The organism is Alphaproteobacteria bacterium, from assembly GCA_025210155.1.
Lineage (GTDB): Bacteria > Pseudomonadota > Alphaproteobacteria > Rs-D84 > CASDRH01 > JAOASE01.
Window position 1 is genome coordinate 1 of sequence record JAOASE010000011.1, and the last position, 25,594, is coordinate 25,594.

30 protein-coding genes and 1 tRNA gene are annotated in these 25,594 nt (G+C 25.6%); 14 read left to right on the top strand and 17 right to left on the bottom strand.

Going from position 1 to position 25,594, the window contains the following annotated elements; translation table 11 throughout:
• Both rpsG and rpsL read right to left on the bottom strand, forming a co-directional pair.
• A partial coding sequence (gene rpsG / locus N4A44_04345) for a 30S ribosomal protein S7 (protein MCT4552872.1) occupies nt 1–378 on the bottom strand: 378 nt, incomplete at its 3' end.
• Nucleotides 379–392: 14 nt separating this feature from the next.
• A complete protein-coding gene (rpsL, locus tag N4A44_04350; protein MCT4552873.1) occupies nt 393–767 on the bottom strand; it encodes a 30S ribosomal protein S12 in 375 nt (124 codons plus the stop codon).
• Between the two features lie 559 nt (nt 768–1,326).
• On the opposite strand from rpsL, the gene N4A44_04355 reads away from it, so the two are divergent.
• Entirely contained in the window at nt 1,327–1,911 is a 585-nt protein-coding gene (locus N4A44_04355) for an NADAR family protein (GenBank protein MCT4552874.1), read from the top strand.
• Between the two features lie 40 nt (nt 1,912–1,951).
• Here N4A44_04355 and N4A44_04360 read toward each other — a convergent pair whose 3' ends face one another.
• The 5 genes from N4A44_04360 to N4A44_04380 form a co-directional block, all read right to left on the bottom strand.
• Nucleotides 1,952–2,290, bottom strand: coding sequence for a hypothetical protein (locus N4A44_04360; protein ID MCT4552875.1), 339 nt, complete (start codon nt 2,288–2,290; stop codon nt 1,952–1,954).
• 103 nt (nt 2,291–2,393) lie between these two features.
• Nucleotides 2,394–2,672 (bottom strand): hypothetical protein, encoded by a 279-nt coding sequence (locus N4A44_04365; GenBank protein ID MCT4552876.1) that lies wholly within the window; start codon nt 2,670–2,672, stop codon nt 2,394–2,396.
• A 100-nt stretch (nt 2,673–2,772) separates the two neighbouring features.
• A complete protein-coding gene (locus N4A44_04370) occupies nt 2,773–3,081 on the bottom strand; it encodes a hypothetical protein (protein MCT4552877.1) in 309 nt (102 codons plus the stop codon).
• Nucleotides 3,082–3,307: 226 nt separating this feature from the next.
• Nucleotides 3,308–4,690 carry an acetyl-CoA carboxylase biotin carboxylase subunit gene (gene accC / locus N4A44_04375; protein MCT4552878.1) on the bottom strand — a complete coding sequence of 461 codons (1,383 nt, stop codon included), beginning with the start codon at nt 4,688–4,690 and terminating at the stop codon, nt 3,308–3,310.
• 211 nt (nt 4,691–4,901) lie between these two features.
• Nucleotides 4,902–5,366, bottom strand: a complete 465-nt coding sequence (locus tag N4A44_04380) for an acetyl-CoA carboxylase biotin carboxyl carrier protein (protein MCT4552879.1) — start codon at nt 5,364–5,366, stop codon at nt 4,902–4,904.
• Nucleotides 5,367–5,519: 153 nt separating this feature from the next.
• On the opposite strand from N4A44_04380, the gene N4A44_04385 reads away from it, so the two are divergent.
• The 3 genes from N4A44_04385 to N4A44_04395 are packed head-to-tail and all read left to right on the top strand — an operon-like array spanning nt 5,520 to nt 7,321.
• Nucleotides 5,520–5,876 carry a cupin domain-containing protein gene (locus N4A44_04385; GenBank protein MCT4552880.1) on the top strand — a complete coding sequence of 119 codons (357 nt, stop codon included), beginning with the start codon at nt 5,520–5,522 and terminating at the stop codon, nt 5,874–5,876.
• A 2-nt stretch (nt 5,877–5,878) separates the two neighbouring features.
• Complete coding sequence (locus tag N4A44_04390) at nt 5,879–6,586, top strand: RlmE family RNA methyltransferase (protein ID MCT4552881.1); 708 nt, start codon at nt 5,879–5,881, stop codon at nt 6,584–6,586.
• 3 nt (nt 6,587–6,589) lie between these two features.
• Nucleotides 6,590–7,321 (top strand): biotin--[acetyl-CoA-carboxylase] ligase, encoded by a 732-nt coding sequence (locus tag N4A44_04395; GenBank protein MCT4552882.1) that lies wholly within the window; start codon nt 6,590–6,592, stop codon nt 7,319–7,321.
• A 3-nt stretch (nt 7,322–7,324) separates the two neighbouring features.
• Here the strand turns inward: N4A44_04395 and N4A44_04400 are convergent, their stop codons facing one another.
• Nucleotides 7,325–7,945 (bottom strand): class I SAM-dependent methyltransferase, encoded by a 621-nt coding sequence (locus N4A44_04400; protein MCT4552883.1) that lies wholly within the window; start codon nt 7,943–7,945, stop codon nt 7,325–7,327.
• Nucleotides 7,946–8,312: 367 nt separating this feature from the next.
• Between N4A44_04400 and N4A44_04405 the strand changes: the two genes are divergently transcribed.
• A tRNA-Lys gene (locus N4A44_04405) sits at nt 8,313–8,388 on the top strand.
• Between the two features lie 174 nt (nt 8,389–8,562).
• On the opposite strand, the gene N4A44_04410 is transcribed toward N4A44_04405, so the two are convergent.
• The gene (locus N4A44_04410; protein MCT4552884.1) at nt 8,563–9,525 is read right to left on the bottom strand and encodes a hypothetical protein; all 963 of its coding nucleotides are present in this window, start codon (nt 9,523–9,525) and stop codon (nt 8,563–8,565) included.
• 25 nt (nt 9,526–9,550) lie between these two features.
• The gene (locus tag N4A44_04415) at nt 9,551–10,147 is read right to left on the bottom strand and encodes a helicase associated domain-containing protein (GenBank protein MCT4552885.1); all 597 of its coding nucleotides are present in this window, start codon (nt 10,145–10,147) and stop codon (nt 9,551–9,553) included.
• 337 nt (nt 10,148–10,484) lie between these two features.
• Between N4A44_04415 and N4A44_04420 the strand changes: the two genes are divergently transcribed.
• The 7 genes from N4A44_04420 to N4A44_04450 all read left to right on the top strand — a co-directional run bounded on the left by N4A44_04420 (nt 10,485) and on the right by N4A44_04450 (nt 17,162).
• Nucleotides 10,485–10,685, top strand: a complete 201-nt coding sequence (locus N4A44_04420) for a helix-turn-helix domain-containing protein (protein ID MCT4552886.1) — start codon at nt 10,485–10,487, stop codon at nt 10,683–10,685.
• Between the two features lie 17 nt (nt 10,686–10,702).
• Entirely contained in the window at nt 10,703–11,314 is a 612-nt protein-coding gene (locus tag N4A44_04425; protein MCT4552887.1) for a hypothetical protein, read from the top strand.
• A 157-nt stretch (nt 11,315–11,471) separates the two neighbouring features.
• Nucleotides 11,472–12,128, top strand: coding sequence for a hypothetical protein (locus N4A44_04430; GenBank protein ID MCT4552888.1), 657 nt, complete (start codon nt 11,472–11,474; stop codon nt 12,126–12,128).
• A gap of 102 nt (nt 12,129–12,230) precedes the next feature.
• Entirely contained in the window at nt 12,231–13,997 is a 1,767-nt protein-coding gene (locus N4A44_04435; GenBank protein MCT4552889.1) for an AAA family ATPase, read from the top strand.
• 4 nt (nt 13,998–14,001) lie between these two features.
• On the top strand, nt 14,002–15,993 hold the full coding sequence (locus N4A44_04440) for a UvrD-helicase domain-containing protein (protein MCT4552890.1): 1,992 nt from the start codon (nt 14,002–14,004) through the stop codon (nt 15,991–15,993).
• A gap of 1 nt (nt 15,994) precedes the next feature.
• A complete protein-coding gene (locus N4A44_04445; protein ID MCT4552891.1) occupies nt 15,995–16,435 on the top strand; it encodes a hypothetical protein in 441 nt (146 codons plus the stop codon).
• A gap of 1 nt (nt 16,436) precedes the next feature.
• Nucleotides 16,437–17,162, top strand: a complete 726-nt coding sequence (locus N4A44_04450) for a hypothetical protein (GenBank protein MCT4552892.1) — start codon at nt 16,437–16,439, stop codon at nt 17,160–17,162.
• On the opposite strand, the gene N4A44_04455 is transcribed toward N4A44_04450, so the two are convergent.
• Both N4A44_04455 and N4A44_04460 read right to left on the bottom strand, forming a co-directional pair.
• Nucleotides 17,142–17,615 (bottom strand): hypothetical protein, encoded by a 474-nt coding sequence (locus N4A44_04455; protein MCT4552893.1) that lies wholly within the window; start codon nt 17,613–17,615, stop codon nt 17,142–17,144. The genes N4A44_04450 and N4A44_04455 overlap by 21 nt on opposite strands.
• Nucleotides 17,606–17,950 (bottom strand): hypothetical protein, encoded by a 345-nt coding sequence (locus N4A44_04460; protein MCT4552894.1) that lies wholly within the window; start codon nt 17,948–17,950, stop codon nt 17,606–17,608. The genes N4A44_04455 and N4A44_04460 overlap by 10 nt, the downstream gene beginning before the upstream one ends.
• Before the next feature lie 373 nt (nt 17,951–18,323).
• Between N4A44_04460 and N4A44_04465 the strand changes: the two genes are divergently transcribed.
• Together N4A44_04465 and N4A44_04470 are read left to right on the top strand one after the other, a co-directional pair.
• Complete coding sequence (locus tag N4A44_04465; GenBank protein MCT4552895.1) at nt 18,324–19,250, top strand: P-loop NTPase fold protein; 927 nt, start codon at nt 18,324–18,326, stop codon at nt 19,248–19,250.
• Between the two features lies 1 nt (nt 19,251).
• Nucleotides 19,252–20,853 (top strand): hypothetical protein, encoded by a 1,602-nt coding sequence (locus tag N4A44_04470; GenBank protein ID MCT4552896.1) that lies wholly within the window; start codon nt 19,252–19,254, stop codon nt 20,851–20,853.
• 40 nt (nt 20,854–20,893) lie between these two features.
• Here N4A44_04470 and N4A44_04475 read toward each other — a convergent pair whose 3' ends face one another.
• The 5 genes from N4A44_04475 to N4A44_04495 all read right to left on the bottom strand — a co-directional run bounded on the left by N4A44_04475 (nt 20,894) and on the right by N4A44_04495 (nt 25,351).
• The gene (locus N4A44_04475; GenBank protein ID MCT4552897.1) at nt 20,894–21,451 is read right to left on the bottom strand and encodes a hypothetical protein; all 558 of its coding nucleotides are present in this window, start codon (nt 21,449–21,451) and stop codon (nt 20,894–20,896) included.
• A gap of 54 nt (nt 21,452–21,505) precedes the next feature.
• Nucleotides 21,506–22,651, bottom strand: a complete 1,146-nt coding sequence (locus tag N4A44_04480; GenBank protein MCT4552898.1) for a site-specific integrase — start codon at nt 22,649–22,651, stop codon at nt 21,506–21,508.
• Nucleotides 22,652–23,211: 560 nt separating this feature from the next.
• Nucleotides 23,212–23,691, bottom strand: coding sequence for a hypothetical protein (locus N4A44_04485; GenBank protein ID MCT4552899.1), 480 nt, complete (start codon nt 23,689–23,691; stop codon nt 23,212–23,214).
• A 107-nt stretch (nt 23,692–23,798) separates the two neighbouring features.
• The gene (locus tag N4A44_04490) at nt 23,799–24,542 is read right to left on the bottom strand and encodes a GNAT family N-acetyltransferase (protein MCT4552900.1); all 744 of its coding nucleotides are present in this window, start codon (nt 24,540–24,542) and stop codon (nt 23,799–23,801) included.
• A gap of 92 nt (nt 24,543–24,634) precedes the next feature.
• Nucleotides 24,635–25,351, bottom strand: coding sequence for a LuxR family transcriptional regulator (locus tag N4A44_04495; GenBank protein ID MCT4552901.1), 717 nt, complete (start codon nt 25,349–25,351; stop codon nt 24,635–24,637).
• Nucleotides 25,352–25,594 lie beyond the last annotated feature (243 nt).

A 25,594-nucleotide genomic window follows, 5' to 3' on the forward strand; every position in this document is an offset into this window, starting at 1 on the left:
CTTTTTCTCTTTGATTTGTCTTTCCGCCATAGTATTTTCACTTCTTTTTCTAGTAGCAGCTGTCATCCAGCTGATAGCTAGAGTTTCTTTTCTTGCAGGTCTAACATCCATTGGAACTTGGTAAGTAGCACCACCAACTCTTCTTGATTTAACTTCAAGAGAAGGTTTTACTTTTTCAACACATTCTAAGAATGTTTCAAGTTCATTAGCTTGTTTACCTTTATTTTTTAACATATCCATTGCATCGTAAAAGATTTTTTCAGCAACTGTTTTTTTACCATCAAGCATAATGCTATTGATAAATTTAGCAACTGTAACGTTTTGATACTTTGGATCTGGAGTAATTTCTCTTACTGCAGCTTTTCTTTTTCTAGACATACTTAATCCCCTTCTTATGATTTAGGTTTCTTTGCACCGTAGAATGATCTACGTTGTTTTCTATCAGCAACACCTTGAGTATCAAGAGTACCACGAAGAACGTGATATCTAACACCTGGAAGATCTCGCACTTTACCACCTCTAATAAGAACTACAGAGTGCTCTTGTAAGTTGTGGCCTTCACCTGGGATATAAGCAATAACTTCAAATCCATTAGTTAACTTAACTCTGGCAACTTTTCTCATCGCTGAGTTTGGTTTCTTAGGAGTTGTAGTATAAACTCTAGTACAAACACCTCTTTTTTGAGGATTACCTTGCATAGCTGGAGCTTTACTTCTTTTGATTTTATCCTTTCTAGGACTTCTAATCAACTGTTGAATAGTAGGCATTTTTAATTTTCCTTTAATTTTTCACCCTCTAACTTCTAGGTTTTCTGTGCCTTCCAACGGATGAAAGCCAACAAAAAATTCTATACTGAAAGTGTGTTTCATTTTGTATCTATCGCTAGTGCGGACCTTGCCTAAAAGATTTGGTTAGCATACATTAGAATGATAAATACGATTACGATTTCCAAAAAATATTAGAAATCACGGTATTTATAACATTGTCCCCCACCAATTGCAAGTAAAAAATTACGAAAAAACATATGTTTATAAAAAGAAAAAGGACCAAAGCTGGCCCTTCAAAATTAACTAAATATTTTCTATTATAAAAATCCCAAATTTCAACTCCCTCAGGCAGCTCATCATCTTCATCAGAATCTCCATTAATAAAAATCAAATGTCTTCTTAGGTTTAAATTTTTTAAAAACATATTACATCTTTTACATATTAAACGTCCACGCATAATAACATAATTCAAACCAAAGCTCAACAAAACACTTGATTTTAAAAGAAATAAATCTTAAAATTTCTTCAAAAAGAATGTAAATCTCTAAATTTAAACCCGATGAATAATACAAACGAAAACAACATCATAAGCAATTTCATAGATAAAGAATTTCGCTTTTTATCAAATTCCTACCCTTATTTTCCAGATGGAACCAAAGCCAATATAAACTTAGAAGTAAAATACAATGGTATTTCTTTTGATTGCATAACAACCGCTTATATAGCTAGCAAATCAGATGATAAGGATTTTCAAATTCAACTTTCCAAAATGACACCTTTCGAAGCAAAAAAAATGAGTATGAAAGGTCTTATTGAAACCAAGGAAAATTGGAAAGAAAATAGAATTGAAATAATGAGAAATCTCCTAAATCAAAAATTCGTTTATAACGAATATTTTAAAAAACTTTTATTAAAAACAGGAGAAGCTGAACTTATAGCTAAAGATTTTTTAGCAGATCAATTCTGGGAAATAGATAAAGAATACGAAATAGGAGAAGGAAAACTTGGAAAAGAACTAATTCAAATTAGAGAAAAACTAAAAGAACCTCCAAAAATCCAAGGAAGCCATCAAAAAAAAGATGATGAAACTCCCCTCTACTTCAACAATATTGAAGAGTATGAAAAACACTATGGTAAAATATAAAAAAGGAGCCCCCAAAGGGCCCTTTTTTTTATGATAAAAATCATCTTAAAATATCAAAACAAACCTTATCAACTAGATCAAGTTTCTCCAACTCTTCTCTGGTCGGTCGCTCGCTCCTTCTATCCCAAGATAAGATAGATAGATGTTTTTTGTCCCCTAATAAGTTAATAAATTCTACACCTTTTCCATCGGATAGAATTTCCTCTACTAAAGAACCACTTTTGAAAGACACTCCAGGTCTAGGCGGAAAAATCACCTTTAACCTGTCTCCACAAAAAACTTGGATTTCTTTTAAACTATCTAGCATACTAGGTTTTGATAATAAAACAGTGGCATCATCAGATGCATGTCCTGAATTTAGGTTTAAATTATTTCTCATTTTTTTCTTAGATTTAAATTTTTTCGAGATAACAATTATCTCAGTTTTTACAAACTTTGTCAACAAAAAAATATTTTTAGGCTAAAATGCAAAAGAAAAGAGCCTAATTAGGCTCAGTATGAGGAATCGTAGACAAAAAATCTCTATCTTCTACAGATAACATTTCATCTCTTTCCCTCCAGAATAACTCCAAATCTTCTGAGAGAGAAGTCAATGTATTATCAGACAATACAAATTCTCTCAAATTCAAATCAACTCCAGAAGCCCTCCAAAAGATTTTATCATTATTATATTTTTCTAAATGATCTATCGCATCTATTATTTTCTTCTGTTTTTTAGCTAATTCACTCTTTTCTTTTTCTAGGTTTAAATTTCTTTCCATCTTTTAATCTATTTACAAGTAACGTCAAGGAATATTATCCCATACAAATAAAAAAACATCAACAAAAAAAGAGCCACATATGACTCTCTTTCAATCAGAATTAAGCCATCACTGGCTCTTCAGTAACATCAAACAAATTCAGGAAAACCTCTTCTGCAAGAGATAAATCCTCTTTTGTCTTCTGCCAAACCAATCTAGCAAAGTTAGCTCTACTACAAAGCAAACTTAATAGCTCTGGCCCAAATCCATTCTCCAAAATCTTTTCCAAAGCATCTTCAGAACTAAAATCAAATTTACTATCAGAAGTAAACTCCACAAGAACTCTATCCCCTACATAGTTTTGAAATGACTTTAATTTCTCTAAAGATGCATCCTTGTAATCTTTCCCTTCAGATTCAATTCTTCTCATCTCTAAATTTTTATTTAAATATTAATTCCCTAACAAAAATTATATTAATGAATAAATTCCTCATCAAGAGAAAAATACAAAACCCGCTAAATCATTGATTTATTTAAAATAAAAGATTAAAAACTTCGAAATATTTCAATCAAATTTATCAAAATAAAAAGCTTATTACATAAAAAAATCTCAGAAGATTTTCACCTCTGAGATTTTTATTTAAAGAAAAGAGTTATTATTTTTTCTTAGCCTTAGCTTTCGCTTTCTTTTCAAGGTATTTACCTAACCAGTTTTGGTCAAATTCACCTTTAATAACATCTTTTTGCTCTAACAATTCTAAGTGCAAAGGAATATTAGTTCTAATACCTTCAACTACGAATTCTTTTAAAGCATTCTTAGCTCTTGAGAAACATTCTTTTCTAGTTGGAGCTGAGATAATAAGCTTAGCAATCATAGAGTCATAACAACTTGGAATTCTGTAACCAGAATATAAACCAGAGTCAACTCTAACACCTAATCCACCAGGAGCATGATAATGCTTAATTAAACCTGGCCAAGGAGTGAAAGTTTCTGGATCTTCAGCGTTAATTCTGAACTCAATAGCGTGACAAGTTGGTTTTAAATCATCTTGAGAATAACCTAACTTTTCACCAGCAGCAACTCTAATTTGCTCTCTAATTAAGTCAACACCAAATACCATTTCAGTAACTGTATGTTCCACTTGGATTCTTGTATTCATTTCCATAAAGTAGAATTCATCATTTTCAAATAAGAATTCAATTGTACCAGCATTGTAGTAACCAATTTCTTTTACAGCTTTTCTAACGATAGCATAGATTTTTTCTCTGTGTTCATCAGTCAAAGTAGGAGCTAATGCTTCTTCGATAACTTTTTGTTGGTTTCTTTGAAGAGAACAATCTCTTTCACCAAGAGTTAACACATTACCATGTTTATCGGCGATAACTTGGATTTCAATATGTTTTGGATTTTGTAAGAATTTTTCCATATAAACAACATCATCACCAAAATTCGCTTTAGCTTCTTGTCTAGCCATTGGATAAAGTTCTTTCATATCACTTTCTGTATGAATGATTTTAATACCTTTACCACCACCACCAGATCTAGCTTTTAAGATAACTGGGTATTTCATTTCAGTAGCTTTTTTCAAAGCATCTTCTAAAGTATCAACAGATTCAGCATCTCCAGGAACTACTGGAATACCAGCAGCAATCGCTGAAGTTTTAGCTTCAATTTTGTCACCCATTTTTCTAACTGTTTCAGATTTAGGACCAATCCATTCAATACCATGTTCTTCAACCATAGCAATGAAATCAGGAGTTTCAGATAAGAAACCATAACCTGGATGGATAGCATCAGCACCTGTAATAACAGCAGCAGAAATAATAGCATTCATATTTAGGTAAGAATCTTTAGAAAGAGGTCCACCAATACAAACAGACTCATCTGCCATCTTAACAAACATAGCATCTTTATCTGCAGTAGAGTGAACAGCAACAGATTTAATTCCCATTTCTCTACAAGCTCTAATAACACGAAGAGCAATTTCACCTCTATTCGCAATTAAAACTTTATTTATCGCAGTTTTTTTAACTGTCATCATTTTATCCTTTTTAAATCACCAAGAACATTCTTAGCGAAATTACTTTTTAACTTTTTCTCCCTGAGAAGTTCAAACACAAAGGTTTGGTTATTTTTATTTAAATATTTACGAAAACAATTTCGCAGAGTACAAGTAGTACTTAAGATAATTGTTTATCGAGAACAGATATTCAAAATTCCCAAAGCCCTTTACATCGCTTCGCGATGTCTTATTCGATTATGAATAAAGGTTGTTCAAATTCTACTGAGTCACCACCCTTAACTAGGATTTTCTTAACTGTACCAGATCTGTCAGATTTAACTGGGTTATAAGTTTTCATAGCTTCGATTAAGCATAGAGTAGTACCTTCAGATACTTTATCACCAACTTTAACAAATTCTGGAGAGTCTGGATCAGGTTTAGTATAAGCAACACCTACCATTGGAGATTTAACTGCTTTAGACATATCGATAGCAGAATCATCTTCTACAGCTTCTTCTTTTTTATCAGCAACAACTTGAGTGTTAACAACTGGCGCACAAACTTGTGGTGCAGCAGAAGCAGATCCACCTCTTGAAACTCTTAAACCTTTGTATTCGATTTCAGTTAAACCGAACTCTTCTAAAGATTCACTTAAAACTTTAATTCTATTTTTCATTGCTTTATTGCAAGAAAACAATCTACATAGACACATATTATTAACTCCTTATAAGTGTTGTAAAAAACTTTTTCTTTATTTTTTAATTAAAAGTATATACACTCTATACGAACACTTTAATAAAATCAAGTATTTTTTCAAGAATAGCAGATAATTCAAGCGCTTGAGAGAGCAAAAAGGAAACGTAATATGAAATTCCCAAAAGATACTCTAATTTCAAAAGAATTCCCTATGGGAGAAGGCTCTATTAAAATACAAGAATATGAGCTTCTTACAAAACCCTCAAAATTCTCCATAGACGGCGCTCTAGCCTTTTTCAACGGTTCATCTGGAACTAAAACAAACGGTTTTGATGAACTAATTTTTGTTATAGAAGGTGAAATAAAAATCACAGAAGAAGACAAACAATACACTCTTAAAAAAGATGAAATGGCAATAATAGAAAAAGGTGTGAAACACTGCATTACAGGATATAATAACGCAAAAACATTCATAGTTTGTAATCCACCATTTAACAACGCCACATCATACGAAGAAATGGAATAAAAATGAGAACGCAAGACAAAATAGGTAACAAAGATTTAAGAAGAAAAACTCACGTAAAAACATCTCGTGGTAGAAAGTCGTCATCTACAAAATGGCTTAACAGACAAATCAACGATCCATACGTGAAAAAGGCCCACCAAATGGGCTACAGAGCTCGTGCCGTTTTCAAACTATTAGAAATAAACGAAAAGTACAGAATACTTAAACAAGGCATGTCAGTTATAGACCTTGGCTGTGCCCCAGGTTCGTGGCTTCAAGTTGCCGTAGAAACATGCGGAAAAGGAAATGTCGCAGGAATAGACTTGCTAGAAGTTAAACCTGTTGAAGGTGCAGAAATCATCCAAGGAGACTTCACATCAAACGAAGGTCTTAATGCCGTAGAAGAAGCCCTTAGAAAGATATCTAAAACAGAAGAAGGTGAAACGCCTAAATGTAACGTAGTCCTTTCAGATATGGCTGCAAACACAACAGGCTTCAAACAAGCAGACCACATAAGAACTATTGCTCTAGCAGAAATGGCACTTGATTTTGCCATAAACAATCTAAAACCAGGTGGAACATTCGTATGTAAAGTATTCCAAGGTGGGGCATCTCCAGAACTACTTAAACTAGCAAAAACAAAATTCTTAAATGTAGGACATTTCAAACCTCCTTCATCAAGAAAAGGCTCTGTTGAAACCTTCCTTATAGCAAGAAACTTTAAAGGGTAAAAAATGTTTAACATATTTAGCAAAATAATAATTGAAGACAAGGTTCAATCTACCAACGAAACCATTAAAGGTATTGCCCAAAACAATCTATTTTTAATTGCTAAAGAACAAACATCTGGTAAAACAGCTAAGAAAAAAGTAGAATGGAAATCCGAAAAAGGAAATCTATATCTTTCTTCGTCTCATAAAATCACCAAATCATTGGAAAAACAAATCCAAACAATAGGTCTTATAGCCTGCTACTCTGCCGTAGAAGCTCTTAAAAAAAGAACTAAAGGTAAATTACAAATAGAAAGTAAATGGCCTAACGATATAATGATACAAGGCAAAAAACTTGGTGGTATCCTTTGCGAAAGACATGAGAACTTCTTAATAATCGGAATAGGATTAAATCTTAAAAAAGCTCCAAAGAAAACATTCTCTGGTATCAACGGCGATATATCAGCAGGATCACTAAGAGAATTCGGATACAGATTATCTCCCAAAAAATTCACAAAACTATATAGAAAAGAACTTCTTAAAAACATCAAAATATTGAAAAGAAACGGCTTCGAATATTTCCTTACAGATATGCACTTAGAAGCAAACTATTTCAAGCTTGGACAAGAAATTTCAATTAAAGGTATGTTACGCACACTAACAGGAACTTTCATCGGGTTAGATAAAAACGGCTTCTTACTTCTAGACATAGAAGGCAACCGCAAGCCAACTACTATAAAAACCGCAGAGATATAAGAGTTATTTATCATTCCTAACGATGATACATAACTCATTTAATTCAGAAAAGTTTTCATCGACTTCCTTCTTATCTAAATAAGTTTTTATTATAGAAAAATTAGACTTACTCAATAAATCTTTTATTTCATCAAAAGAAATAACATTCAAATCTATAGTTAGCTTCTCGTCAAAGGGTTCAGGAACAGTAATTTCTGAAGAAGCACCTTCCTGCAATTTTATAAAAGCTATTCCACTAGTCTTCATTATCCCAGATAAATTCTTCAAGCAAGATAAAACTTCATCTTTAGGCAAATAGCAAATAGAATATGCTGCAATAACATGATCAAAAGAATTCTCTTCAAAATCCAAATTAGATAAATCCTTTTTGATAAAAGTAGCCTTTGAATTCTTATTCCTAGCTAATTCCAACATTTTATCAGAAAGATCTACGCCAACAACTTCAAATCCCAAAGACGATAAATAAATAGAATTATGCCCAGGTCCACATCCAAGATCTAAAATCTTATCTCCTGGAGATAAAAATTTCAAAAAATCGGAAATATATAAAGAAGGCTCTGAAAAGGCCTTTTCATAATCAGTTGCAATAGAATTATATGTAGATATTATCTTTTCTTTATCCATAAAAATATAATACACTAAAAAATAAATAAGAAAAGTGAAAAAATATTACTATATTTACTTTAGAATACTTATTCCTAAACCATGACAACTAGGAAATTTAATAAAATAATAAAAATTACAAGGGGCGATATATAAAAATATTATTTTTTTAAATAAAATAGTTGAAACTTTTCCGTTTTCAAAGTTAATGAGGAGCGGGTTTAGCGACGAATTATACAAAGAAAGGAAAAATTACAAGGGTTTACAAAAAAAGTACTAAAAATATTAAAAAAGGTATTGACTTTCAAAATTATATGAGTATATTTACTTTCAAACAGTTCAGAAAGGAGTTATTAAATTAGCTTTAACTGTTGAGAATTATAAAGATGGGTGCTTAGCTCAGTTGGTAGAGCAATTGACTTTTAATCAATCGGTCACAGGTTCGAATCCTGTAGCACCCACCATTTAATTTCTTAGATAAAACAAAGATATACAGCCGAATCATAGGCTGATTTTTTTTCGTCATAAATATAACTTTTAAGAAACTTTTAAGACTTTAATTTTTTTATAAACACCTCTTCACAATTTTATAATAATTATATTATATATCACTTAATCATGAAAACAAACGAGAAAAACTACTCTTTCACATTATCCTTAGCTTTTTTAATTAAAAAAGATATAAAATGTATAAATAAAAAACATCTTACTAAGTTTTCTTTAGTTCCATAATCAAGATAATCTTTATCTCCATGTAAAATTTTATTCCTAAATAAATCAAAATTTTCTAATTTAAGTTCTGTTTCTAATTCTCCATTTTTAAGATCTCTAATCTTGTTACCAGGTAAAAACACACTTTTTTCTATTATTGAATACAATAGGGAATTTCCAAATCCATAGTGATGATTAACTACATCTATAATTTGAGATTTTGAAAGTTTTTCTTTTTTTAATTTTATATCTAATTCTTTAATAGCCTCATCTAAAATTCCACCTTCTTTTAATATATCCAATAAATCTTCTTTCTCTCCCTCTAATTGTGCTAATATAGTAGGGATAATCACTTCACAAACACCTTTCTCATCTTTATTTTTAACAAGAATATTTAAAGAATTTTGAATAATATTATATCTCTTTTCATTTATACCACAATCTTTAATTTCTGAAATAACCCTGTTTAAATTTTCACAATTATTGTTTAAATAAAAATTACAAATATATTCTTCAAAATTTTCATCAGAAATAGAATTTATATCAGTTTGCATTTGTAAAAAAAGCCCTTTATCAATAATAACCCATAAATTATTTTTCATAGTTGAAAATAAAACCCTACCTTTTAATTTATTAAAATCTATATTTGTTATATGATTTACAAAATAACTATTAAAGTCTGAAAGATCTCTAAAAAAGTTTTGAAATTTTGTAGATGACATTATATCATCAATATATTTATTGTGCATTTCTAATGCTTGCAGTATTTTAGGTTTATATACATTTAAAGTTTTTTTATACATTTCCAATGTTTGAAACATTTTAGGCTTATATAAATCAAAATTTTTTTTCATTGCTTCCATATTTTTTATAAACTGCATATTATCCATCTATTCTTACCTTTATTAATATTTTTTACTTCTTCACTAAAACATAAAACTCAAAAAAATCTTTTTTCATTTTTTCAAGTCTATCCTTTAAAACACCTTTAGAGTTCTTAGAGTTCATTTCTATTGATAAAAAATTAAAAATCATCAAAGCATCCTTTTCATCAAACTTTTTTCTTTTTTTATAATTTAAAATCATTTCATCTAGTAACTTTTCATAAGAAGGTAAATAATCTTGAATTTTCATCCCTGTAAAAAACATATTAGTTATATGAGATAAATTTCTAACCTTCCTTATTAAAGTTCTATCAGAAGACTTCTTTAAAGAATATAACCAGTTAATCAAGCTTCTCTCTTCCTTACATTCAGATCTCTTATTAGGCATTCTATTATTTTTATATATAAAAAATCTCAACTTTTCAAAATTACCTGTTTTTAACTCAATAAATCCCTTTAATAAATCATATTTTTCTTTAGATAACTTACCATTTTTATATGCATTAACATACCTATTATACCAGTTATAAAGCTTCTTATTCTCTTTAGAAGAAGGTAATTCACCTTTTCTTTCGTAATAATCCTTTAATTCATTATAACTAACAAGCCAATCATCATGTTTACTCATAATTTCCTCCATATATAAAATTATAAATAATTATATAACAATATAAATTAATTACAACCTATATGATGAGATTACGAACTAAACTCATTTTTTTATAAATAAATATATATCGCACATAAAAAAATATACATACTTTTATTTAACTATAAATAAAAATTATTTATGGTGAGATTATGAACAAAACCAACTTTTTTATAAATAAATATGTATCGCACATAAAAAACATAAATACACTTATTTAACCATAAATAAACACTTTATATGACGATATTCTAAACAATATTCGACTTTTCAAAAAGCGAATTAAATAAAAAACATTAACTTAAAGAGGTAACAAATGAATGTTAATAAAGAAAGATTACTAAACACCGAAGAAGCCGCCGAAATCTTAGGTATAAAACCAAACACTCTAAAACAATGGAGATGTAACGACACAATTGAAAAAAGAATAAATTACATAAAAATAAGTAATAAAATTATTAGATATAAATTAGAAGATATAAATAATTTTATAAAAAACAACTATATTTCAATATAAAAAAAAGGAAATAAATTATGAAAAATATAAACATTACACTAGAAAACCATAAAGAAATAGAAAAAATAAACGAAGAAGAACTTTACAATGAAGAAAATTATGAAAACGTAAATCCATTAATAGATATATATACTGAAGTTGATCATGCAATAGTCTTAAACTATAAAATTAAAGAAATTTTAGAATCTCATTTTAAAAAAATTAGTTTTAGAAAAAGTCGTGATTTAATAGACATTAAAAAAACAATAAAATATTTATTAAAATATAAAAATTACGATTGTGATATTGAGAGCTATTTGTTTAATTCAAAATCTAATATGGATTATGAAGTAAACGATAATGAACTACCGTTAGATAATTTATATTTTCATTATATCTTAAATAGAATAGAATTCTTTTCTCAAAATAATAAATTAGATTCAAATAAAATAATAATTTTTCAAGATAAAGAAGTTTTATCAGGTATTAATATAGTTGGTTTAAGCGAAATAAAAGAAGAAATTTTTAATACTTTTGCAAACTTAGAAAATGAAAAAAATATTTTAATATTAATATTAGATAACAATGGTAAAAATCTTTATTTCAACCACAGTAAATTTTTAGATATTTTTATTAGGGATCTACAATAAACAAAATTACTCATTACATAGATTTAAATAAATAGCCTGATCTTGAGCATATTCATTAAGGGCTATTTTAAATCGTTCAAAAGAAACTTAATATCAAGTGAAAAACCTTAGATATTTAAAACTATATAAAAAACATAAATTAAAAGGATTAAAAACAATGTTAAATAATAAATCACTAAACACTAATAAAATTACTAATAACACATCAAATAATGATTTTAATAACTTCATTCAAAATCAAATTAAAAATAATAATAAAAACACAAGACATGATTTTATCAATGATGCTATCATGAAGTCCTATAAGGATGAAATTATAAACTTCTTTGATGAAATAAAACCAAAGGTTTTTATATCTATATCATTTAATGATAGTAATTTAAGTAATGAAAAAATAAAAGCTAATGTTAAAAAGATATTTATAGAATATTATAAATTCAAATATGGAAAAAATTGGATTAAAAAATTACATTCTATAGAACTTAAATATTTTCTTATTATTGAAAGTGGAAAAACTAGAGGTCATAATCATTGTCATATATTATTAAATAGTAATCTCTTAGATGCTAAAATGTTTGCAAGAGAATTAACTTTTGCTCTTAAACAATTTAAGAAGACGCTAGTATATAATATTGTTTTTAATAATATTGGCGAAGAAAACAAGGTTAATGGCTTTAATACAATAGTCATTAATGATATCTACGATAAACACAACCTATATAACTACTTATTAAAGGAAATCCCTAATATAAATAACAAAACAGACTTTTCTAACATAATCCCTTGGAATGAAATTATCTATAAGGAGGGTTAGAGAAAAACCTAATAGTATTATTTTCTTAAAACTTTCTTATTCTTGATTTATTATTTAAAAGTGCTAGTGTATAAATAGGAAATTTAAAGGATAGGTAGTGTTATGTATATATCTAATATTGAAATTAAAAATTTTAGAGGTATTCAAAGTTTAAGTTTAAATTTGAATTCTGATATAAATATATTTATAGGTGAAAATAATTCTGGTAAAACAGCTATTATGGATGCTATAAAATATACTTTAGAAACAACCTCTTTTATTAAAATTGAAGAAGAAGATTTTTATAATTCTGAAAATCAATTTCTTATAAAGTTAAAATTTGAAAATCTTACAGATACAGAAAAATCTATTTTATTAGAATATTTAACTTATGAAGAAAATGGTGATATAAATTTTTATTTAACATTGTTTGCCGATAAAAAAAATAGAAATCGTATGAATTATATAAGAAAAGAAATTAGGGCTGGATTTGATGCTAATATTTCATTAGATTTAGATGTTAGAGAAAGAATATATTCAACATATTTAAAACCATTAAGAGATGCAGAAGAAGAATTATCTTCAGGAAGATATTCTAGACTATCTCATATTTTAAATAATTTTTTAAAGGATGATTCAAAATCTACCTTAAATGAGGATATTAAAAAATTCAATAATACTATTGAAGAATCACAAAAATCTGAAAAATATTTAGAAATTATAAGATCTCATTTAGAAAATCTTATTTTTGAGAAAGAAGAAAATTTAACATCTAAAGTTTCTTTATCCCAAGGTAGAGAAGAAATTTTATATAAGGGATTATTGGAAAAGTTAAATTTAGAATTTTCTAGTATGGATAAACAAGGTTTAGGTTATCAAAATGCTTTGTATATAGCTGCAGAATTGCTTTTATTAAATCAAGAAGAAGATATTTCTTCATTTTTAATTATTGAAGAACCTGAGGCTCATTTACATCCTCAGCTTCAAATGAAATTTCTATCATATATAATGAAAATGTTAAATTCTGAATTTAAAAATAAAATTCAAATATTTATAACTACACATTCTCCTAATATAGCATCTAAAGTAAATCCTGGAAAAATTATTTTATCAACTCATAAAAATAATAAAATAGAAATGTATTCGTTAAGAAAAGAAGAAACTAAACTAAATGAAGAAGATTATATTTATTTGCAAAAATTTCTAGATATTACTAAATCTAATATGTTTTTTGCTAAAGGTATTTTAATGGTTGAAGGACCTAGTGAGGAAATACTGATTCCGTCAATAGCTAAGGCTATAGGTTATAATTTAGAAGACTATGGCGTTGCAATTGTTAATGTTAACGGAGTTGGATTTTCTAGATTTTCAGATATTTTTATTAGATCAAATGAAGATAGTGAAAAGATAAAAATACCTATATCTGTAGTAACGGATTTAGATTTACATAGATATTTTTGTGATGAAGATTCCAATTTAACTTCAGTAAGAGCTAAAAAGAAGCATGATGGAACTTATAAAACTTATGATTTGAAAGAGTATAGAGCAGAAAGGGAAAAATCTGAAGGAAATGTTAAAAATTTTATTTCAGCTTATAGATCTTTAGAAATTGATATATTTCACTCTTCTTTGAAGGATGAATTTTTAAAAATAGTAGAAGATTTCGATTATTCTTCTCATGATACAATGAAAGAAAGTTATAAAAATATAAAAAATAAAACAGATATTGCATATTTCTTATCAAAACAATTAGAGTCTAAAATAGATGCTTGTTTAAAATGTAAAGAATGTGATATTTCAGCTTTAAATTCTTGTATGTTGTCTGGTTTACCTAAATATATTACGGAGGCTATAAAATATTCTTGTAGAAAAGATTTAAATGAAGAGTAATATAATGAAAGATATTTTAGAGATTAATGAAGAACAAATTATGGGCTATTTAAGTAGATTAAATCTAGTAGCTGATGAAAAACAAATAGAATTTATAAAAAATCTTGATACATTGGATATACATGCGGTTCCTGGAGCTGGTAAAACAACTATGCTTGGAATAAAAATAGCATGCCTTTTAGATAATTGGAAAAAATTACCTAACCAAAATCATGGTATGTGTATTCTCTCCCATACAAATACAGCAAAAGATGAAATATTAAAAATATTAAAAAAATTAGATCATATAGAGAAAATTAAAAATTTTCCTCATTTTGTTGGAACTATACAAGAATTTGTAAATAAATTTGGAGGAATACCATATATTAAATCTCAACATTGGAAGTTATCAAGAATTGTTGAAGAATCTAATTTAGAACTATTGAATAAAAATGTAATTAAATATAAAAATTTTGATATAAATGCTTTTTTTAAAGAAGTACATAACAAAAAATCTAAAAAGAAATTAAATAAAAATATATATCCAATATCATATTTTTTAGAAACATTTAATAGAAAGGGGAAAATAAAAGAGTCTGATTTTTGTTATACATTTAATAATGGAAAATTAACTCTTTTAAAATTTGAGGAAATATTTTCTCATATAGATGATTTGTATAATTATAAAAATGAATGCTGTAAAAGAGGTTTATTTTATTATAAAGATTTTTATGCTTTCTTTAATGAAATTATTTATAATCATCCTAATTTAGTAAGAGCTATATCCTTAAGATTTCCAATTTGTTTTATTGATGAATATCAAGATAATACTAAAACTCAAGATGAATTATTAGAAAAACTATTTTCCAAACATTCTATATTTCAACGAATTGGGGATCCAAATCAATCAATATATGATATTGAAAATGATAATGAAGAAAATTCTTTTAATCAAAATTCTCGTCATTATTTAGCTGGAGGGCTTCTTCCAAATTTAGACATGTTATCTTCTTATCGTTTTAAAGGTTCAAATATAGAAAATTTACTTCAAATATTTTCAAAAAATAATATTGAAAGCAATGCTGTAGGTGTAATGGGAAAAGATACTGTTATTAAAATAATACCTATTAATATATCCTATGAAAAGCAAAACGATAGAGCGGATAACTATGGAAATGAATTAATAGATATTAAAAATAAATATATTAAAATAATTAAAGAAACCTTTTCAGATAAAGTTCAAGATTTTAATTTTGATAAAGATGGTCAAATAAAATATTTTTCTATTGGAGCATCAGGTAAAGATAAAGATAAAATTCATATACAAAAATATTTGGATACTTATGATAAAAAGAAATCAGAAAAAAATTTTCGTCCTAAGTATTGGATAGATTGTTTTTATTTAATTGAGAAAAAAATAAAAGAAAAAAATGATTTCAAAGAATATTATGATCTTATAATAGATACGTTAGCTAAAAATTCTTTGTTGGAGAATATTAAAACAACATCTCAATTAAAGAATTTTTTAAAATCAGAAGATAAATTGTTTAAATTTAATAAAATTTTATTTGAATTAATTAGTCTTGAAAAAAGTGAAAAATTATGGAAAGAAAAATTAAATATAATTAAAGATTTTATTAATATAGATATTAATAAAGAGTATTTTAAATTTAAAGATTCAGATATTGATGATAATGATCATATAAATAATATTTATGAAGAAGATAATATTAAAATTAAGTTTGATACAATTCATGGAATTAAAGGACAAACTCATAATGCTACATTAGTTTTAACGACTGAAAATGATGGATTTGATATAGAGAAAATTATTGAAAAAAGAAATTATAAAAATGATGATAAAAAGTTTGGGAAAAATAATTTTAAAAGAATAAAAAATTGGTATGTAGCGGCTTCTCGTCCTAAATATTTATTGTGTTTAGCAATACCTAAATCAGTTATAGAAAATAAAAACTTTCCAGAAAATTGGAAAAATTTTATATATGAGGAAAATTAATATGATAAATAATAAATATTTAAATGATATTTTAAGTGAATTGCCTCTTAATTTAAAAACTAATATAGATGGATATATGAGATCCATAGAAAATAGTTTAGATGAAATCTTTCTACCATTCATTAATAATTCAAAAAAAAATATAAATAAAGAAATTGTTGATAAATTTTTATTTTTAATATTACTTAGAAAAATAAAAGCAACTATAAAGACTCAAATTTTAATTTTAAGTAATAGCTTATCTATATCTAATAAAGATATAAAAAATAATTTTGGCTTTCAAACAGGAAAAAAGATCTATAGTAAATCATCTAAGGAATTTAAAGAGTTATCTAAATTAGAAATGGAATTTGACTCTTTAATTTTAAAGTTAGATTTAAATCATTATATTTATTCGTCTTCACCTTCCAACCTTTTAGAAATACTTTATGAGGAATTATAACATGGATTTAAATAAAATAACTAAAGAATTAAAAAAATTTATAAGAAAGCATAAATCTAAATTTGAAGAAATTCCTAAAAGAGAAACTGCTATATTAGAAATAGGTGCTTTAGCTACAACCGCAGAATATTATAAAAATAATGGATATTTAGTATCTACAAAAAATTTAAAAAATGGTAATTTTAAAGTCAAAATGGGAGCAAGAGGTAATCCTTATAATTTTTCTTGGTTTACATGTGAAAAAGATAATATTAAATTTGAAATTCATTCTAATTTATCAGTTTATGATGGATATAATGAAAATGGAGTTTATGTTGTTGACGTTGGAATTTGTAATTCAAAAAAAGTAGAAGAGCTTTCTTCTTTGGATAAAGGTGTTATTAAAGCAATAAAAAATAAAGATTTAATAACATTTATAGAGGTTAAAAAATTAGTAGTTTATCCTATGTTATTAGCTCAGTTTGTTGGTATAGTTCATGAACTACAACCATTTTTCTTAAAGGGAAAACTGCCAGATAATTTTGAGAAAAAAAAGCATTTCTACCCAACTTTAATAGCAACTCAATATCTTAGTGGGACAACGAGTAAAATAATAGATGATTTTAAAAAAAGAAATTATAAAATTAGTATTATATGGAATTTTGAAAATAGAATTTTTGATTTAAATCTAACAGGAAGAAATTTATTTTCTAATGAAAGGTCGGATCTAGAAATTGATATTTCTTAAATTATAAAAAATTTTTTTAACAACTTTAGCATATTTATTAAAATTTCTATGAAGGTCAGTTATTTCTTTGAACTGACCTTCTGAATTAATTATATAAATAGTTTGTCGTCTAAGGAGAATATCTAATTCATTTATAATCTTAGTTTTACCTTGTTTATCTGAAGGTTTATTTTTATTTAAGATATAGTAAGTGGATTTTAATTTATACTTAGTTCTCACTAAGCTCTCAATGTTTTTTAAACTATCTTCAGTTTTGATTAAAGATATTGATGTATTCTCAAGTTTTCTCGTTAATTTTAAGAATACATCATTTTCTATCTTTAACCAAGTTGAAGCAATATTTTTAGAAATCAATTTTTTCTCGGAAGGGGACAAGTCTTTTAACCTTAAATCGTTAATATTCTTTTTCCAATCTAAACTATCTCTACCTAAAAACAATCTTATTATCCCCATCTTCTATTAATAATCCATAAAATTATAAGTGCCGACAATAATATCACTATAGGACTAATTACTACAAAAAATATTACTTTAAATATATTAAATTTATTTCTATAATCAATAGCATCTTCTGCTTTAATAGCTGAATAAAAACCAAATAAAAGATATAAAATTATTTCATAAAAAGCAAAGTTTACATATCCTTCAATCTGCAAAATAAATCCTATTACTGACAGTAAAGTAAATAAACATAACATAGTATTTGCTATAAACAATTCTCCATAACCTGAAAAATACATAGGTTGAAATATAAATGCCTTTAAGTTAAATTTTTTTATATTGTCCATAATTTTACTCCTTTTATATAAAAAAAAATCCACGAGTAAAATACTAGTGGACTGGGAGTTCGTAACTGAAATACAACAGTGCGGGCTTTTAGCTTACGCCTGGACATAACCCTGCCTCCCAGTCCCTAAGAACAAAGAAGGCAGTTTTTTGATTTCGGTCTTCATCTTTTCAGACACTGCTCATGACCGTGTATTTAGAGGTTACGACACCCCAATCGAGTATTATACTCAATCTGAATAAATTATAATATATTTTCAAAACAAATTCAAATAAAAAGTATATTTAAGAAGGTTTTCTTAAATGCATTAAACTCTTGCAATTACTATTCTTAGTTGATACAACATATTTATAAAAAATTGGGAAAGATATAAAATGAAAGAACCTATGCATATAAAAGATGAACCTATAACTTCATCAGAAAATGATTTACTAAATTATAAAAGGTATTTAAAACCTTTAAAAAAAGCTATTTTAAAGTATTCTGAAGCTGGTGGTGGTTTTTTACAAATAGATGGAAAGTGGGGAATAGGAAAATCATCAGTAAAAAAACTATTTATTGATGACATTGAAAATAAAAAAATATCTAAAAATTATAATATATTAGATATCGATGCATCTAAATACGGAAATTCTAAAGAATTAAATTTAGGGATTTTAAAAAAAATTATATATAAAAATAAAAAAAGTTCCTATATCTTTACATTAAATTTAATTTATCTTTTCACATTATCAATACTCATAAAAATCTTTCTTTTCCCTTCATCTGCATATAAAACAACATGTAATTTTTTAAATATAATTTTTAACGGACAGCTGTGTTTTAACAGTATTTATTTCAATATTATTTATATTACATCTCTTATAATTTTAATATACTTTACTAGTATTAAAAGTTTTAAATTAACTACCTTAACAGCACTATATTATAATTCAAAATCCCCATATAAAATTTTCGAAGGATTTATCAAAATATCACCTTCAGATTTAATAGATGAAACTAAAAAAAATATAATTTTTATAGATGATGTTGATAGAATTACAAATCACAAATATTTAATGGATTTATTTAAAGTTTGTAGAGAAAATTTTAATAAGAACTTCATTATAATATATTTATTTGATACTCAAAAAATGACAGAATTATTATCTTATAAAGAAAATGAGAAATATTCACAAGATTTCTTTGAAAAATATATAAATTATAAATTATATATAAAAATGGAGCATAAGGATAAATATAATTTAATAACAACTTTAGTAAAAAATAATAATCTTAATTTGACAAAAAGAGGAAGTTAACATGACTAATAAAAATGAAGATGTTCTTAAAGATATTTTACTAGCCTTTGTTAAAGACAATCCAAGAGATATAAAAAACATAATAAACAACATTGAAATAAATTTAGAATTAATTCCTTTTCATTTATACTACAATGAAGAAATAAACTATCAAAATATATTTTTATCTGAAATCCTTCATTACTATAATCCAGAAATATATAATTTAATATTTATTGGTGATAATGGAGATGAATTTTTTAAATTACTTAATGAACTATATGATATAGTAATTTCAAAATCTAAGAGATTTCTTTTATTAATAAGGGGAAAAGATAAAAAAAATATAATAACAGATCATAAAAAAAATCCAATAATAGAAACTAGTATTTCTAATTTAGAAAAAATTCAAAATATACTTAAAAAACAAAATATATTTATAAGCTCTGATAATGGAATAGATTTTACAATTGAAACCAATAATAATTTAAAATTATTAGAACTAATAAATAAAATTTATAGAAGTGAATTAATAAATTCTTTTTCAACTTATCATTTAATAAAAAATATTAATAGTGAAAACTATGTAACAAGTTTAATGTTTCATGATATAAAATATAAAAATAAAATTGAAAATTTTATAAAAATAAATACATATAGATTATATGAAGAATTTATTGAAAAATTTTTAGTTTTCAATCTACTTTTTGATAAAAAATATAATAAAAATTACTTAAAAAAATATTCTCAGCTTATAATTAATAATTTAAAGAATTATAAAAGTGAAAATTTCGAAGAATTTAATTTGATAGATAAATTTATTTATAAAATTAGCACCATACCTTTTCATATATCTAATAAAATTATAGAAAAGAAAAAGCTACAATCAGAAGGTCACCTAAGAGAATATATTTTTAATAAATTTAAAAATAAAAAAGAATTTTTTGAAATAATAGAAAATTTAAGAGAAGTTTTTAAAGACAAAGATTATGAATATTTAAAATATAAATTTTCTGGACAGAAAATTAAAGATTTCAACTCGAATCAAAGTACAATTTCTAAAAAAATATTAAATAAATCATTTAAAATAATGGAAGTTGATTCCTCTATAGATTTAATACAAATGAATTTATATTTATTAACATCATTTCTTAAAGAGCCAATAAAAATAAATATTTATAGAGCTTCTTTATTAAGAGAAGATTTTTTCAAGGAAAATAATGAAACTTTAATCTCTTCTATAAAAAATAAATTAGCTAAATTTTATAATGATGATTCAAAATCAGATAAAACATTAATTAAACTAAATAAAAATGCTCCAAAATGGCTACGCCTATTCAATTCTACCATAACTGAATTTTATAAAGTCACAAACTTAGAAAAAATTAAAGATATTAAAAATTATTTTAATCAATTATTAAATCATCCTCTAAACAAAAAAACATATTTAAGCGAAGAAGATTTAACTATTAAATTAAAAACTTATCAAGAAATGATGAATGATAAATTTCACTTAAAAGAAATATCTAGAGTATCAATAGGTGAATATGCTGAACTTTGGATTAAATACTTAGATATAATAAATAAATTTTATATAGAAGTAGAAGAAACTCCTATAGTTTAAATATATAAAAATATCTATATAAGTGATTTTAATTTCAAAACTACTTCAATGACTTCAGAAATTCATCTGGAGTCATATTCCATACATTATCTTCATTCTTATAAAGTTTGTCTAATTTCTTTGCCTTTTTATCATCTACAATTGCTTTTTCAATTACATTCATTAATTCTGGAGCTGAAGATTCAATAATACCTTCATTAGTCTTAAATCTAACGACCCTAATTTTACTTCCACCCCTAGAAAATAAACTCTTATAAATTCTATTTACTGTTTTATCATAAAATTTTAAAAAATCAGAAGTAACCTTGTCTAATTTAACACGTTTATCTATTTTTCTATCTTCTAAAACTATTATAACATTTTTAGGGTTTACTAAATTAATTCGTTTCCTAGCCTCTTTTAATACTTCTAACGTTGTAAATTTTTTTGTTATAATTAGAAAAAAAAGCTTCTCTTGATTATCATTACCATATAAATTTAATAAATTTTTATGCTTATCTCCCGTTTCAGAAATATAAGCCACAAGAGTATCTCTATTTCTAAAATTTCTAACTAAAGCTTTTAACGTAATTTTTAATGTATCTCTTTTAATTTTCATTATTATCTCCTGTATAAATACCTTACCATATATTAATATAAATTTACATACCTTTTATATATTAAAACAACTCACTGTATTTAATATATCATCTTTAATATCACTATTACTCAAATGAGCATATTTCAAAGTCATAGAAATAGTCTTATGACCTAATGCCTTTTGAACTTTAGATAAAGGAATATCATTCTTAACTAAATAAGTAGCAAAGGTATGTCTTAAATCATGCATTCTAAAACCACTAATACCAGCGTCATCCATAAGTATTCCCCAAGACCTTTTAGGATCTGTGATATATCCATTATACCATCTATTATAAAATAGATACTTACAAGGCTTTTTACAAGAAGCCTGATATTCTCTTATCAATTCCATAATTTCATTTGATATAGGAACTGTTATACCTTCTCCATTCTTAGTATCTTCAATAAATATATTACCCTTTTCAAAGTCAATATTTTCATTTAATATACTTAATATATTAGTCTTTCTTAAACCTGTATTTAAAGCTATTAAAGTAAATAACTTAATATAATGTCCATTATACTTCTCACTATTTAAAACTCTTTTTAAAGATGCTAACTCTGCATCACTTAAATATCTTGTTATTCCCTTAACTGGATATTTAGATATCCCTTTAACATAATTTTCGCTCATCAAATTATTCTCTATCAAAACATTAAATACCTTACTTAATAAAGAAATTATATGATTAAAAACACTCTTAGTCTTTCTAACATTATCCAAAACTCTTAATACTAAATCCTTATCAATTTTATCCGCCTTCTTCTTTCCCATAAAAGGTCTTACATATGCATTATAAAGTTGCTTGTCATGTTCACAACTTTTCTTATTAGGTTTTGCATGTTTCTCATAATAAAAATTAAATAAATCATCAAATCTCATTACAACCTTATTACCCAAATCATTTCTTTTATATTTTCCATTTAATATATCTGCTAAAATCTTAGCAGAATCATCTTTAGCCTGACTTATAGAGATATAAGGGTAATGCCCTATGTCTTTTCTATAATCAATTCCTTTAAATCTTTTATCTACAAAGAATAATACATCTCTCTTTCCAATTCTAACATAAAGACTAGAAGCATTAGAACATGAGTAAGTCACATTCTTTCCACTTTCTTTAACTTTATTAATTACCTTTTCTAAATTACTTTTATTCAACACAATTGAAGCCATTTCTAATTCTCCTTTAATACTTAAATTCATCACATATGCGACATTAAAAGTATTTATAAAAAATTAGTTTTAGTTCGTAATCTCACCACATAAAAGGCATATAATAAAGAAGTCATTACATAAGTAATAACTTTTAAGAAACTTTTAAGAATTATTGTTATATTTATATAGATTTATATATACTCATATATACTTTAGATAAAAATACAGAAAACAAAACAATCTTAAAAACACAATAAAATCAAAGATTTACAAAAGTTCAAGGTTAGAGACTAACTCTCATCAATATTTTCTTTTAATCAATCGGTCACAGGTTCGAATCCTGTAGCACCCACCATTTAATTTCCTAGAGAAAACAAAGAGTTAGACAGTTTCCGAAAGGAAGCTTTTTTTGTATCAAATTTCAACTTTTAAAGATTTTTTAAAACTAGTGAAAATATTTTAAATTTTATTACCAATTCACTTAACTATAGAAACTTCCTCTTAAAAACTCCAATAAATAAGAAAATTAACAATATATTCCTAAAGATGCTAAAAATATGCTATACTCCTGAACCTTCTTAACCAAACAGATTTATATCACATGTAGTCGCAAAATTCTTATCTAAAACTTTATTCCTACCCATAACAGTTAATGTTATAGGAATTTGTTCCTTATCAATTTCGTTCATAACATACTCTAAAGATGTTGTTTCTTTTTTAATCTTAAATTCCCAAACATCATCTCCAATATTTTTACCTTCTTTAAAACTTATAGAATGATCTGCATTTTCTATTATTAAAGTAATATCCCTATATTCTTTATAGTTTGTAATTGTAACTAACAGCGAACTATTTTCCTTTGAGTTCTTTATAGAAACTGTTGGAGCTATAATAACCTTATTATCTGCCTTATAAATATTGCAATAAACAAATTTATCATCATTTATAAATGACGCAGAAAAACAGTTAGAAAAAAAATCAATTTTAGAAATATTTTCCTCTATATCTTGAAGAACTTCTATATTATCAGGAATTGTTATATTTATATTATCTTTCATATTATTTCCCCTTCTATTAAATTAAGAATTAATTACTATCCTTACTTTTAATTTTAAAACTTAGGCTTGGTGATTGAATTAATATCAACCACCAAGTTACTAAGAGATTATTTTCCTCCTTTGATACTTTGCCAAATTTCTTTAAAAGAAAGAAATTTAACACTTTCATCCATAAAAAATTCAAATTTAAAACTGTTGATGTCTTTTAAAGATTTGGGATTTTTAGATTTAATATTTTCTAAATTATCTTCTGACATTGAAAAACTAACAATTTCAACAGGTAAATTGTTAATCCCTCCTTTTCCTAATGTATGCAATACTGGTAAACCTTTCCTATAAGCGGTCAACCTAACTATACTTTCCAATAATGTTGTTATAGAAACAACTCCATTCATTACACACACCGTGATTAATCCAACAAGTATCCTTGAAAAGGATGTTAATCGATCCGCTTTTGAAGAAATACAAAATCTAGTACTCTCCATTTCCCTTTTTTGAGGAATATGCTTTATTGACTTTATTATCTTATTAAAAGATGAAATCTCGTTAATCATATACCTATGCTTTAATAGCCTTATATAACCAACAGCTTCATTACCTTCAAATAAACCTAAATGAATTATATCATCCTGAGAATCAAATTCATCTACCTCTATCTCAAAGTTAGAAAATTTGTTTTTTTCTACCCAGCTCAACTCTTCAATATAAATTTTATATCTCAAGCTTAACATTTCTTTTAAAACTTCTTCTTTTTCAGTCAACTCACATTCGCAAACTAATTTTTGTAAAAAATTTTCAACATCCTTAGATTTTGTTGCAATTACCTTAAATAATACTTCCTTCTCGTTCATAATTTAAAAAATTTAACTTAGTTATAAAATAAGAATATATTATCCTTTTTTAAAAAGTAACTGACACTTCTTACAGGTATAATTGAAATTTATTATAGAATATTCTCCAATAAAGCCTTAGCAACTGCATGAGTATTTGAATAAACTCCAAGCTTAGACTTAACATTATTCATATGAAAGGAAACTGTTCTTTCTTTAATATCTAAAATTTTTGATATTTCCCAATAAGTTTTTCCAATAGAAATCCACTTTAAGCACTCTTTTTCTCTCTGAGTTAATTTAACCTTAGATATTGAAGTCTTAAAATTTATAAAGTTTGAAGCTATTTGATGAAAATATATTGACATAATCTGAAGATCATAAAGAACATCAAAAGAAACTTTTCCCCACTCTTCTTCAGACAAATAAGAATAAATGCTTATCAACCCTTTTCTTTTTTTATCAGAAATAACTGGTATAGACATACCTGTTAAAGATATACCAAACTTAGAAGAAATATCAAAGAATTCTCTATCCTCTTTAGTCTTAACTGTCTTTTCCCATAAGAATGGCTCCCATTCTTTTACTCCCATTTTAACAACAGGATCTGTTGAGAATAAATTCTTTCCCAAGTAATATTCAATCCACTCTTTAGGATAATTTGACTTATAAATTGGTTGAAAATCTGATGTATCAGAATCATCAAAATTTAGATATGCGACATAACATCTTCCTATATATTTATCAAGATACTGAAAAAATAATTTAGACATACTATCTATGTCATTTAAATCTTTTAACTCTTCTACAAAGTTTTTAACGATTATCATATATTACACTTCCCCTTATAATAATAAAAAAGTCTAATATAAATTTATATTAAAAGTCAATCACTTTATGTACAATATAATAAAATTACAACTTTAAGGAATTATTTCCTAACAATATTTTACCCGTCATATAAATCAAACAAGGGACCGAGATAGATATGGAGTCCCTTGCAAAATCATTTATAATTTAAATTATTAAATGATCAAAATATTATTGATTTAAAACATAAAAAAGTCAAAGAA

Bases quoted from the DNA above. Each gene is read 5' to 3' on its own strand.
- N4A44_04490 (MCT4552900.1), bottom strand. From the start codon at position 24,542: ATGAACGAGAAGGAAGTATTATTTAAGGTAATTGCAACAAAATCTAAG.
- rpsL (MCT4552873.1), bottom strand. From the start codon at position 767: ATGCCTACTATTCAACAGTTGATTAGAAGTCCTAGAAAGGATAAAATC.
- N4A44_04365 (MCT4552876.1), bottom strand. From the start codon at position 2,672: ATGGAAAGAAATTTAAACCTAGAAAAAGAAAAGAGTGAATTAGCTAAA.
- N4A44_04475 (MCT4552897.1), bottom strand. From the start codon at position 21,451: ATGAAAATTAAAAGAGATACATTAAAAATTACGTTAAAAGCTTTAGTT.
- N4A44_04470 (MCT4552896.1), top strand. From the start codon at position 19,252: ATGACTAATAAAAATGAAGATGTTCTTAAAGATATTTTACTAGCCTTT.
- N4A44_04430 (MCT4552888.1), top strand. From the start codon at position 11,472: ATGTTAAATAATAAATCACTAAACACTAATAAAATTACTAATAACACA.
- N4A44_04425 (MCT4552887.1), top strand. From the start codon at position 10,703: ATGAAAAATATAAACATTACACTAGAAAACCATAAAGAAATAGAAAAA.
- accC (MCT4552878.1), bottom strand. From the start codon at position 4,690: ATGACAGTTAAAAAAACTGCGATAAATAAAGTTTTAATTGCGAATAGA.
- N4A44_04410 (MCT4552884.1), bottom strand. From the start codon at position 9,525: ATGGATAATATGCAGTTTATAAAAAATATGGAAGCAATGAAAAAAAAT.
- N4A44_04400 (MCT4552883.1), bottom strand. From the start codon at position 7,945: ATGGATAAAGAAAAGATAATATCTACATATAATTCTATTGCAACTGAT.
- N4A44_04435 (MCT4552889.1), top strand. From the start codon at position 12,231: ATGTATATATCTAATATTGAAATTAAAAATTTTAGAGGTATTCAAAGT.
- N4A44_04390 (MCT4552881.1), top strand. From the start codon at position 5,879: ATGAGAACGCAAGACAAAATAGGTAACAAAGATTTAAGAAGAAAAACT.
- N4A44_04465 (MCT4552895.1), top strand. From the start codon at position 18,324: ATGAAAGAACCTATGCATATAAAAGATGAACCTATAACTTCATCAGAA.
- N4A44_04455 (MCT4552893.1), bottom strand. From the start codon at position 17,615: ATGGGGATAATAAGATTGTTTTTAGGTAGAGATAGTTTAGATTGGAAA.
- N4A44_04480 (MCT4552898.1), bottom strand. From the start codon at position 22,651: ATGGCTTCAATTGTGTTGAATAAAAGTAATTTAGAAAAGGTAATTAAT.
- N4A44_04380 (MCT4552879.1), bottom strand. From the start codon at position 5,366: ATGTGTCTATGTAGATTGTTTTCTTGCAATAAAGCAATGAAAAATAGA.
- N4A44_04460 (MCT4552894.1), bottom strand. From the start codon at position 17,950: ATGGACAATATAAAAAAATTTAACTTAAAGGCATTTATATTTCAACCT.
- N4A44_04395 (MCT4552882.1), top strand. From the start codon at position 6,590: ATGTTTAACATATTTAGCAAAATAATAATTGAAGACAAGGTTCAATCT.
- N4A44_04355 (MCT4552874.1), top strand. From the start codon at position 1,327: ATGAATAATACAAACGAAAACAACATCATAAGCAATTTCATAGATAAA.
- N4A44_04450 (MCT4552892.1), top strand. From the start codon at position 16,437: ATGGATTTAAATAAAATAACTAAAGAATTAAAAAAATTTATAAGAAAG.
- N4A44_04360 (MCT4552875.1), bottom strand. From the start codon at position 2,290: ATGAGAAATAATTTAAACCTAAATTCAGGACATGCATCTGATGATGCC.
- N4A44_04420 (MCT4552886.1), top strand. From the start codon at position 10,485: ATGAATGTTAATAAAGAAAGATTACTAAACACCGAAGAAGCCGCCGAA.
- N4A44_04385 (MCT4552880.1), top strand. From the start codon at position 5,520: ATGAAATTCCCAAAAGATACTCTAATTTCAAAAGAATTCCCTATGGGA.
- N4A44_04415 (MCT4552885.1), bottom strand. From the start codon at position 10,147: ATGAGTAAACATGATGATTGGCTTGTTAGTTATAATGAATTAAAGGAT.
- N4A44_04485 (MCT4552899.1), bottom strand. From the start codon at position 23,691: ATGAAAGATAATATAAATATAACAATTCCTGATAATATAGAAGTTCTT.
- N4A44_04440 (MCT4552890.1), top strand. From the start codon at position 14,002: ATGAAAGATATTTTAGAGATTAATGAAGAACAAATTATGGGCTATTTA.
- N4A44_04370 (MCT4552877.1), bottom strand. From the start codon at position 3,081: ATGAGAAGAATTGAATCTGAAGGGAAAGATTACAAGGATGCATCTTTA.
- N4A44_04495 (MCT4552901.1), bottom strand. From the start codon at position 25,351: ATGATAATCGTTAAAAACTTTGTAGAAGAGTTAAAAGATTTAAATGAC.
- N4A44_04445 (MCT4552891.1), top strand. From the start codon at position 15,995: ATGATAAATAATAAATATTTAAATGATATTTTAAGTGAATTGCCTCTT.